We start from the raw sequence: 9969 nt of genomic DNA, 5'->3' as shown, positions 1-9969 counted from the left end.
GCCTGCGCCGCCGCCCGTTCCGCCCGTGCCGCAGCGCGCTCGGCCTGGGCTGCCTGGGCCTTCACGGCGGCCGGCGTTCCCAGCGACGTTCCCGCCGGTGCCGGGTCGGCCGGGCGGGCATGGGCATACAGCATGAAGCAGGCCGTGCACAGGCCCAGCAGGGGCGCGGCCATCTTCCAGCCGAGGGGCTGCGCACTCGGCCGCAGCAGGCGTTTGATTCGGGACATGAGATCTCCTCCGTGTGCCGCAGGGGCAAAGTGTGACGTCGAGAATTGGAACTTGTCCAGCTCGGCCAAGGCGCGGGCCAGCCGGCGCGGCTCGCCCAGCATGCCGGCAGCCAGGTCGTCGGCAACCTGTTCCCGCTCGATGCGGATGCGCTGCGACAGGCGCCAGACGGTGGGGTGATAGAACAGCAGGATCTCGATGGCGCTCTGGACCAGGTTGACGAAATAATCGTGGCGCCGGATGTGGGCCAGTTCATGCGCCAGCAAGGCTTCCAGCAGGTCCGGCGGCATGCCCGTGACGAGCGAGGCGGGCAGCAGCACGATGGGCCGCCAGCAGCCGGCCGTCATCGGCCCTTCCAGGTCTTCGCCGGAGACGCCCAGCCGGACCGGGCGCCGGATGCCGAACCGCCGCGCCATCGCATCGAGCCGCGCCTGCCATGCCGCATCGAGCCGGTAATGGCCGGCCAAGGTGCGCTGCCGCACCCACTGCAAGCCCAGCGACAGGCGCAAGGTCATCAGCGCGGCGCCGCCCGCCCACAGCAGCACCAGCCAGGGCAGTTGCCGGCGCAGCATATATTCCAGGGACGTCATGTCGTCGGCATCGGCCGCGCCGATACCGTCCACAGTGGCGCCCACGACCACCAGCAGCGGATCGACGGGCACGGGCATCGCATGGCCGTCCAGTTGCGCCGCCACGCGCCACGCGATGCTGCCCAGCGGCAGCGCGGCGCACAGCAACAGGGCACCGCACGCGACGGCATACCGGGCCTGGGCGCTGCGGTTGCGCAACAGGTGCAGGGCCAGCGCCGCCGCCCAGCCGATCAGCAGGCCTTGCCAGAGAAAGTGCAGCAGCGACCAGCCGATGGCGCCGGTCAGGGTGTCGAGCAGGTCAGTCATGGCGCATCCGGCAAGGAGTGTGGGGTTGAAAGCAGGATAAGTGATCTAGAACATCTTGTCTAGAAGTTTTTGTCTACTTCGAGACGGCAGTCGAGACCTGACTGTAACGCCGATGCGGTGCGGGAAGGTGGGGCGTGCGACAGACGGCCGGATGGACGGCCCGGGCGGGAAAAAAACGGGGCGGCCGGGCCACCCCGCTTCGCTTATTGCTTCAGTTAGTACATGACGACGGAGCGGATCGATTCGCCCGACTTCATCAGGTCGAAGCCTTCGTTGATCTGGTCCAGCGACAGCTTGTGGGTGATCAGGTCGTCGATATTGAGCTTGCCGTCCATGTACCAGTCGACGATCTTCGGCACATCCGTACGACCGCGCGCGCCGCCGAAGGCCGAACCCTTCCACTCGCGCCCCGTGACGAGCTGGAACGGCCGTGTCGAGATTTCCTGGCCGGCCGCGGCCACGCCGATGATGATCGACTTGCCCCAGCCCTTGTGGCAGCACTCGAGGGCCTGGCGCATCAGGGTCGTGTTGCCGACGCACTCGAAGCTGTAGTCGGCGCCGCCGTCCGTCAGCTGGATAATCGTGTCGACGACATTTTCGACGTCGTTCGGATTGATGAAATGGGTCATGCCGAACTTGCGCGCCATCGCTTCACGGCCCGGATTGATGTCGACGCCGATGATCTTGTCCGCGCCCACCATCTTTGCCGCCTGGATCACGTTCAGGCCAATGCCGCCCAGGCCGAACACGACGACATTGGCGCCCGCCTCCACCTTGGCCGTGAACAGCACGGCGCCCACGCCCGTGGTGACGCCGCAGCCGATGTAGCAGACCTTGTCGAACGGCGCGTCCTCGCGGATTTTCGCCAGCGCGATTTCCGGCACGACGATGTAGTTCGAGAACGTGGACGTGCCCATGTAGTGGAAGATGGGCTTGCCGTCGATGGAGAAGCGGCTGGTCGCATCGGGCATCAGGCCGCGGCCCTGGGTCGAGCGGATCGCCTGGCACAGGTTGGTCTTCTGCGACAGGCAGAATTTGCACTGCCGGCATTCCGGCGTGTACAGGGGAATGACGTGGTCGTCCTTTTTCAGGCTCTTCACGCCCGGGCCCACGTCGACGACGACGCCGGCGCCTTCATGGCCGAGGATGGCGGGGAAGATGCCTTCCGGATCGGCGCCGGACAGGGTGTAGTAATCCGTGTGGCAGATGCCCGTCGCCTTGATCTCGACCAGCACTTCGCCCTCGCGGGGCCCGCCCAGTTCCACTTCCTCGATCGTCAGCGGTGCGCCCGCCTTCCATGCTACTGCTGCCTTGGTCTTCATCGCAATATCCAGTGATGTGATAAAGCGCCATCATAACAAACGCCGCCTCGCTGCCGCTGGCGCCAACCCAGGGCGGCCGAATTGCCCAAGAATCGGGGTCCGCTGCAGCGGACCGACCGGTTGGGGCCGAGTTGCTCAGCGGGCGGCGGCGCTGGCGAGGTCGAGCTGCAGCAGCCGGCAGGTCGCTTGCCACAGCTGGCGTGGCGACGTCCAGGGCTTGGGCAGGAAGGCGTGGGCCTGGTGGTGCAGGCTGGGCTGGCGGGCCGAATACAGCAGCACCGGCGTGTGCTGGCCCTGCTCCCGCATCGCGCGCAGCAGTGTCTGGCCGTCGCCGTCCGGCAGGTCCGGGTCGAGCACGATCAGGGCGAAATCCTGGCGCGCTACCAGCAGTTCCGCTTCGGCCAGCGAGGCGGCGCGGGTGACGCGGATTTCAGGGACCAGCAGGGTGGCCAGGATGACGGCCGCCGTGTCATCGGCATCGATATGCAGCAGCTGGGGTGCAGGAGGCAGGGGCTTGCAGGCCTCCAGGGCGTCGTTCATGTTCATCGTCAACTCTCCGCGATCGGTGGGGCGCAGGGCCTGGGCTTCGGTACGCCGCATGATGCGGGGTCGACGGAAACCAGGATGCAGGTCGGCGGAGCTGGGCCGAAATCAGGACGGCGCCGCAGGGGACGGGGCGGGAGCCGGTGATGCGCGCGGCGAAAGCCGCGTCACGGGGACAGTCTAACGCACTTTCAATCTACAAAGTGCGGCTGGGAAACATTTATTTCTTGACGCGTGAATAAAACGCCGCATGCAGGCTGTTCAGCGTTTCTTCTGCCGCCAGCAGCTGGTCCGCCACCTCGTTGACCTTGCGCCGGCTCGAGCGGGCATGGTCGCGCAGCACTTCGAAGGCCGTGTTGCGGTCCGTCTGGAACTTGCACATCAACAGGCCCACGGCCAGGCTGGTTTCCCGGCCGGCCGCCAGCGCCGCGTTCAGGTTCAGCTCCGTGCGGCGCAGCTGGCGGATTTCGTCCGCCCGCGCCAGGCCCGCCTCGAAGGCCGGCATCAGGTGCTTTTCATCGACGGGCTTGACGACGAAACCGACGGCGCCATAGGCCGCCGCCTGCTTGCCCGCATCCGCATCGCCGCGGCCGGACAGGAACATGAATGGCACCGACGTTTCCCGGTTCAGCTGCTTGGCCAGCTCCAGGCCGGACATGCCCGGCATATGGATGTCCAGCAGCGCCATGTCCGGCTCGCGCTCGGCCACCAGCTTCAAGGCATGGTCGGCCGAATGGGCCTGCATGGTCTCGTAGCCCGCATTCTGCAGGATCACGCTGAGGAACTCCGCAAGTAATTGATCGTCGTCGACAATCAGGATCAGACGCTTGGCGGTCGCAGTTGGAGTCATGGCTGAGCAAATCGGCATGTTGTGATGGGCCGATTATAAAGCGGAACGCAGGGCGCGGCGGCTTTATCGTCCCGAAAGCGCCCCTTGCGCGAACAGTTCCGTGAAGGCCTGTACCGCCGGCGCCACGCTGCCCGCCTCGCCCGTGCCGTAGACGATGCTGATCGCCGCCACCATGTCCGCGCCGGCCGACACCAGCACGGCCGCATTGGCCGGCGTCATGCCGCCGATAACGACGGCCGGCACCGTCACGCCGGCCGCGCGCGCTCCTTCGAGGATGCTGGGCTGGGTCGTCACGGCATACTTCTTCACGCGCGAAGGATAGAAGCCGCCGAAGGCGACGTAGCTGGCGCCGGCCATCTGGGCGTCGATGGCGCGCAGCAGTTCGCCGTAGCAGGAGGCGCCGACGATCTTGCCCGGCCCCAGCGCGGTGCGCGCGGCCAGCACCGAGGCGTCCGTGCCGCCCACGTGCACGCCGTCGGCATCGAGTTCCTGGCACAGCGCCAGGTGGTCGTTGACGATGAACGGCACGCCGTGGCGGCGGCACAGCGCCAGCAGCGCGCCGGCCTGCTCGCGCCGCAGTTCGGGCGTGGCTTCCTTGTGGCGGTACTGCAGCAGCGCGGCGCCGGCCGCCAGGGCCTCGCCGGTGGCAGCCAGCAGCCGGTCCGTGTCGTTCCAGTCGGGGGTGACGACGTAAAGTCCCCGCAGGGTTGCTTGCATGATGATTCCTTGTGAATGGAGGTCCGCGGGTGGTCAGCGCAGCGGCATCCGCTGCCCGGGACCGATGGTGTAGGCGGCGGCCAGCGCCGCATGGGTGTAGGCCTGCGCCCGCGCCAGCGCCTGCGGCAGCGGGCAATCCTGGGCCAGCAGGCCCGCCAGCGCCGAGGCCAAGGTGCAGCCGCTGCCGTGGTAGCTGCCCGGAAGCCGCGGCCAGCTCCAATGCTGCCGCTGGGTGGGACCGGTCCAGCGGTTGACGACTTCGTCGCCCGTGCCGTGCCCGCCCGTCACCAGCACGTGCTCGCAGCCGAGCGCGCGCAATCCCCTGGCAGCGTCTTCGTCGGCGCTGCCGAAGTGCGCGGCCAGCGCCGCCGCTTCCGGCCCGTTGGGCGTGAGTACCGTTGCCAGCGGCAAGAGCGGCGCCAGCGCATCGAGGGCATTGCCCCGTGCCAGGCTGTCGCCATGGCCGCTGGCCAATACCGGGTCCAGCACGACGGGAACGAAGCCGCTGGCGGCGCGCAGTTCGGCGATGGTCGCCGCGATGGCCCGTGCGTTCTCGACACTGCCGGGAATGCCGATCTTGACGGCGCCGATGCGGCACGCCGCCGTCAAGGCCCTGGCCTGGCGCAGCAGCACATCCGGCGTCACGGGGATGACCTCGTGGACGCGGTTGTGATCCTGCACCGTCAGCGCCGTGACGACCGACAGCGCATGGCTGCCGACCGAGGCGATGGCCTGGGCGTCGGCACCCACGCCGGCGCCACCGGACGGATCGAAGCCGGCGAACACCAGCACGCACGGGCGCATGCTCATGCCGGGCTGCCTGCCACCCTGCCCGCCATCGGCGACGACGGCGATGCCGCGAAGCGGCGCGGCATGCGCCCGGCCAGGTAGGCCTCGCGCCCCGCCTGCACGGCCAGTCGCATCGCATTGGCCATGCGCACCGGGTCCTGCGCCGCCGCGATGGCCGTGTTCATCAGCACACCGTCGCAACCCAGTTCCATTGCGATGGCCGCGTCGGACGCCGTGCCGACGCCGGCATCGACCAGCACCGGCACGCGCGCCTGCTCGATGATCAGCGACAGGTTCCACGGATTGAGGATGCCCATGCCCGAGCCGATCAGCGATGCGAGCGGCATCACGGCCACGACGCCGATATCTTCCAGCATGCGCGCCTGGATCGGATCGTCGCTGCAGTAGACCATCACGTCGAAGCCGTCCTTGACCAGCTCCCTGGCCGCCACCAGTGTTTCCGGCATGTTCGGGAACAGTGTCTTCTCGTCGCCCAGCACTTCGAGCTTGACCAGCTTGTGGCCGTTCAGCAGCTCGCGTGCCAGTTGCAGTGTGTAGACGGCGTCCTTGGCGTTGTAGCAGCCCGCCGTGTTGGGCAGGATGGTGTACTCGGACGGCGGCAGCACGTCCAGCAGGCTCGGTGCGTTCGGGTCCTGGCCGATATTGACGCGCCGGATCGCCACCGTGATGATCTCGGCCCCGGCCGCGTCGGTGGCCGCCCGCGTTTGCGGCAGGTCCCTGTATTTGCCGCTGCCCACCAGCAGGCGCGACTTGTACTCCTTCCCCGCGATGGTCAGCAGGTCCTTCGATTGTTCGCTCATTTCATTTTCCTTGTTCAGCCGCCGCCGATGGCGCGCACGATATCGACCTGGTCGCGCCCTTGCAGCGTGACCTCATGCCAGCGCTGGCGCGGCACCACGGCGCGGTTGACGGCCAGCGCCAGCGCCTGGCCTTCCAGCTCCAGCGCCTGCACCAGCTGGTGCAGGGTCTGGCCCGGCGCCACCTGGCGCGGCGCGCCATTGACTTCGATCTCGATGTTCATTTCGATCTTCATCTCGTTCATGTCAGCCTCACGCCTTGCTGTAGATGCGGGCGCCCTGCTTGACGAATTCCACCGCCTTCTCCTGCATGCCCTTCGCAGCGTAGTCGCGCACTTCCTGCGTGATCTTCATCGAGCAGAAGTGCGGGCCGCACATGGAGCAGAAGTGCGCCACCTTGGAAGAGTCCTTCGGCAAGGTCTCGTCGTGGTACGAGCGGGCCCGGTCCGGATCGAGGCCGATATTGAACTGGTCTTCCCAGCGGAATTCGAAGCGCGCCTTGGACAGCGCGTTGTCGCGGATCTGCGCGCCCGGATGCCCCTTGGCCAGGTCGGCCGCATGGGCGGCGATCTTGTAGGTGATCATGCCTTCCTTGACGTCGTCCTTGTTCGGCAGGCCCAGGTGCTCCTTCGGCGTCACGTAGCACAGCATGGCCGTACCGTACCAGCCGATCTGCGCGGCGCCGATGCCCGAAGTGATGTGGTCGTAGCCGGGTGCGATATCGGTGGTCAAGGGGCCCAGCGTGTAGAACGGCGCCTCGCCGCACTGCTCCAGCTGCAGGTCCATGTTCTCCTTGATCAGCTGCATCGGCACGTGGCCGGGGCCTTCGATCATCACCTGCACGTCGTGCTTCCACGCCACCTGGGTCAGTTCGCCCAGGGTCTTCAGTTCGCCCAGCTGGGCCGCGTCATTGGCGTCGTAGATGGAGCCGGGGCGCAGGCCGTCGCCCAGGCTGAACGACACGTCATACGCCTTCATGATCTTGCAGATATCCTCGAAGTGCGTGTACAGGAAGTTCTCCTGGTGGTGCGCCAGGCACCACTTGGCCATGATCGAGCCGCCGCGCGAGACGATGCCCGTCAGGCGCGACGCCGTCAGCGGCACGTAGCGCAGCAGCACGCCGGCGTGGATGGTGAAGTAGTCGACGCCCTGCTCGGCCTGTTCGATCAGGGTGTCGCGGAAGATCTCCCACGTCAGGTCCTCGGCCTTTCCGTTGACCTTTTCCAGCGCCTGGTAGATCGGCACGGTGCCGATGGGGACGGGGCTGTTGCGCACGATCCATTCGCGCGTTTCGTGAATGTGCTTGCCGGTGGAGAGGTCCATCACCGTATCGCCGCCCCAGCGGATGGCCCACGTCATCTTCTCCACTTCCTCGCCGATCGACGAGGTGACGGCCGAGTTGCCGATATTGGCATTGACCTTGACGAGGAAATTGCGGCCGATGATCATCGGCTCCAGTTCCGGGTGGTTGATATTGGCCGGAATGATGGCGCGGCCCCGGGCGATTTCCTCGCGCACGAATTCGGGCGTGATCTCGTCCGGGATCGACGCGCCGAAGGACTGGCCCGGATGCTGGCGGCCGATCAGGTCCGCCATGCGCTGGCCCAGCGGGCCCGTATTGCGCATTTCTTCAAGGTACTCGCGGCGGCGCAGGTTCTCGCGGATGGCGACGAATTCCATCTCCGGCGTGACGATGCCGCGGCGGGCGTAATGCATCTGCGTCACGCAAGCGTCGCCGGTGGCGCGGCGCGGCTTGCGGTGCAGGTTGAAGCGCAGTTCAGCCAGGGCGGCGTCGGCCAGGCGCGCCTGGCCGTATTCGGAGGTGGGTCCGGGCAGTTCCTCGCTGTCGCCACGTTCGGCGATCCAGCCGGCGCGCAGCGGCGCCAGGCCCGCGCGGATGTCGATGGCCGCTTCCGGGTCGGTGTAGGGCCCGGACGTGTCGTACACGGAAATGGGCGGATTCGGCTCGTGGCCGAACGAGGCGGACGTGTCGGACTGGGTGATTTCGCGCATCGGCACGCGCAGGTCCGGGCGGCTGCCGGTGACGTAGATCTTGCGGGAGTTGGGCAGCGGCGCGACGGCGGCGCTGTCGACCTCGGCAGTACTGGCGAGGAAGCGCTGCTGAAGTTGATTCGGGTGGGCATTCATTTTGGCTCCTTGGCGGCTACAGGAGCCAGCAAAGGAGGTCAGGCCGTGCGCCGGGCGAAGTCGCGCGGCGGCACATCCAAAAGCTTCCCTTCGCTGGCATTATCCAGATCAGGTTCGGAGGGTATTTCTCACCCGCGCATGTCGCCATGCACAGGACCCCTAGCGTGTGCCGCCGGCACCTTGGTGTGTCGGCAGCGCTCGCATTATGCGCGCTGCAAGAACTTATGAAAAGGGCACATTGGCCTATAATTTCGACGACGGTGGCAGATCCGCGACACATTTGACAACAGTATCGACAATCAATACCAGGACAGGCATGCGGGCAAAGCGGGTGGTGGCGGGGATGTGGATGGCAACGACGGCGGCGGCAATGGCGGCCCCGCCCGCCCCCGTGACGGACAAGGAGCAGGCCGCGTTCTTCGACTTCTACAGCGCCAGCCATGCGACGGGCGGCCTGCTGCGGCCGCAGTTCGCCGTGACGTCCGTGAAGGGCCGGCGGCACGTTTCCGCCACCGTCGACGGCCCGGCCCAACGCGCCGTGCTGCCCCTGTGCCGCCAGGCGCGCGAGGCGTTCGACTACGATGCCAAGGCGCGGCGCTGGAGCGCGGCAGCGCCGAAGCAGCTGGTGTGGGTGCACCACGGGAGCCGCTGCGACGCGCAGCCCGAAACGCCCATCGAGCTGCTGGCGCCCCTGCCGGACATGGAAATGCTGGTGCTGATCCAGCAGCACCCCACCCTGCTGAACAACGCGCGCCTGCTCATGGCCGGCAATACCAGCTGCGCCCCGGCCCGTTCCCGAGGCTACCGCTTGCGGGCGCTGGACCGGGCCAGGGACGGCCTGCCCGTGCTGGTGTTCGAGAACGACATCGGCGAGGAAGCCCGCATCGCCGTGCGCAAGTCGCGCAATGAACTGGTGGCGTGGAGCGCCGTCTGCACTGCCGGGGGCCGCTGAGCCGCCGGATTGTTGCTTCATGCAGACATCCCACTATACTTTCCGTATGGCAATCTGATAAGCTGTTATCACACACGGCCCCACCCCAGCCGTGCCGGATGCCTCCCATCCGAATCCCGTCTCCCAGCGACCGCGACGCCGCGCATGTTCATCGAACGTGCTTTCCCCTACCGACTACTTTAGCGAGCGACCCATGCGGAGCAATGGCCCTGTCACCCAGAACGAATACCTCCTCGACGCCGGCAAGACGATCGTTTCGACGACCGACTTGAAGGGCAATATCGATTACGCCAATCCGTATTTCATCGAAGTTTCCGGCTTCACGGAAGAAGAGCTGATCGGCGCGCCGCAGAACATCGTGCGCCACCCGGACATGCCGGCCGCCGCCTTTGCCGACCTGTGGACCACGATCCGCCAGGGCCTGCCGTGGACGGGCATGGTGAAGAACCGCTGCAAGAACGGGGATTACTACTGGGTGCTGGCCAATGTGACGCCCGTGATCGAGAACGGCACGCCGGTGGGTTATATGTCGGTGCGCACGACGCCGAGCCGCGCGATGGTGGCGCAGGCCGAGGCGGCGTATGCGGAACTGCGCAACGGCAATCCCCGCGGCCTGCGCGTGGTGCGCGGCAAGGTGGTCGGCGGCGGCCTGCTGGCGACCCTGTGCGCGAAGACGCGCCTGTCGCTGGCGGCGCGCCTGGCGCTGTCC

General features: G+C 67.1%; 11 protein-coding genes and 1 riboswitch. Of the genes, 2 read left to right on the top strand and 9 right to left on the bottom strand.

Annotation, left to right across the window (positions count from 1 at the left end; translation table 11 throughout):
* The 9 genes from GM672_RS26100 to thiC form a co-directional block, all read right to left on the bottom strand.
* A partial coding sequence (locus GM672_RS26100; protein ID WP_170300256.1) for a M56 family metallopeptidase occupies positions 1-1121 on the bottom strand: 1121 nt, incomplete at its 3' end.
* A gap of 215 nt (positions 1122-1336) precedes the next feature.
* A complete protein-coding gene (locus GM672_RS26095) occupies positions 1337-2443 on the bottom strand; it encodes an S-(hydroxymethyl)glutathione dehydrogenase/class III alcohol dehydrogenase (RefSeq protein ID WP_155473439.1) in 1107 nt (368 codons plus the stop codon).
* A gap of 135 nt (positions 2444-2578) precedes the next feature.
* Positions 2579-3043 (bottom strand): response regulator, encoded by a 465-nt coding sequence (locus GM672_RS26090; RefSeq protein ID WP_229417959.1) that lies wholly within the window; start codon positions 3041-3043, stop codon positions 2579-2581.
* 163 nt (positions 3044-3206) lie between these two features.
* Positions 3207-3836, bottom strand: a complete 630-nt coding sequence (locus tag GM672_RS26085; protein ID WP_155473438.1) for an ANTAR domain-containing response regulator — start codon at positions 3834-3836, stop codon at positions 3207-3209.
* A 63-nt stretch (positions 3837-3899) separates the two neighbouring features.
* Positions 3900-4553 (bottom strand): thiamine phosphate synthase, encoded by a 654-nt coding sequence (thiE, locus tag GM672_RS26080; protein WP_229417958.1) that lies wholly within the window; start codon positions 4551-4553, stop codon positions 3900-3902.
* 33 nt (positions 4554-4586) lie between these two features.
* A complete protein-coding gene (gene thiD / locus GM672_RS26075; RefSeq protein WP_308807470.1) occupies positions 4587-5363 on the bottom strand; it encodes a bifunctional hydroxymethylpyrimidine kinase/phosphomethylpyrimidine kinase in 777 nt (258 codons plus the stop codon).
* On the bottom strand, positions 5360-6163 hold the full coding sequence (locus GM672_RS26070) for a thiazole synthase (protein WP_155473437.1): 804 nt from the start codon (positions 6161-6163) through the stop codon (positions 5360-5362). The genes thiD and GM672_RS26070 overlap by 4 nt, the downstream gene beginning before the upstream one ends.
* 14 nt (positions 6164-6177) lie before the next feature.
* Positions 6178-6405 (bottom strand): sulfur carrier protein ThiS, encoded by a 228-nt coding sequence (thiS, locus tag GM672_RS26065; protein ID WP_229417957.1) that lies wholly within the window; start codon positions 6403-6405, stop codon positions 6178-6180.
* Between the two features lie 7 nt (positions 6406-6412).
* On the bottom strand, positions 6413-8308 hold the full coding sequence (gene thiC / locus GM672_RS26060) for a phosphomethylpyrimidine synthase ThiC (protein ID WP_155473436.1): 1896 nt from the start codon (positions 8306-8308) through the stop codon (positions 6413-6415).
* 68 nt (positions 8309-8376) lie between these two features.
* Positions 8377-8479, bottom strand: a riboswitch (TPP riboswitch).
* Positions 8480-8624: 145 nt separating this feature from the next.
* On the opposite strand from thiC, the gene GM672_RS26055 reads away from it, so the two are divergent.
* A complete protein-coding gene (locus tag GM672_RS26055; RefSeq protein WP_155473435.1) occupies positions 8625-9260 on the top strand; it encodes a hypothetical protein in 636 nt (211 codons plus the stop codon).
* 193 nt (positions 9261-9453) lie between these two features.
* Positions 9454-9969: PAS domain-containing protein (locus GM672_RS26050; RefSeq protein ID WP_155473434.1), on the top strand; the 516-nt coding region annotated here is incomplete at its 3' end.

It is taken from the genome of Pseudoduganella buxea (assembly GCF_009720835.1).
Lineage (GTDB): Bacteria > Pseudomonadota > Gammaproteobacteria > Burkholderiales > Burkholderiaceae_D > Rugamonas > Rugamonas buxea.
Note: the sequence above shows the minus strand (reverse complement) of the source record. Positions and strands in the feature narration are given on the sequence as shown.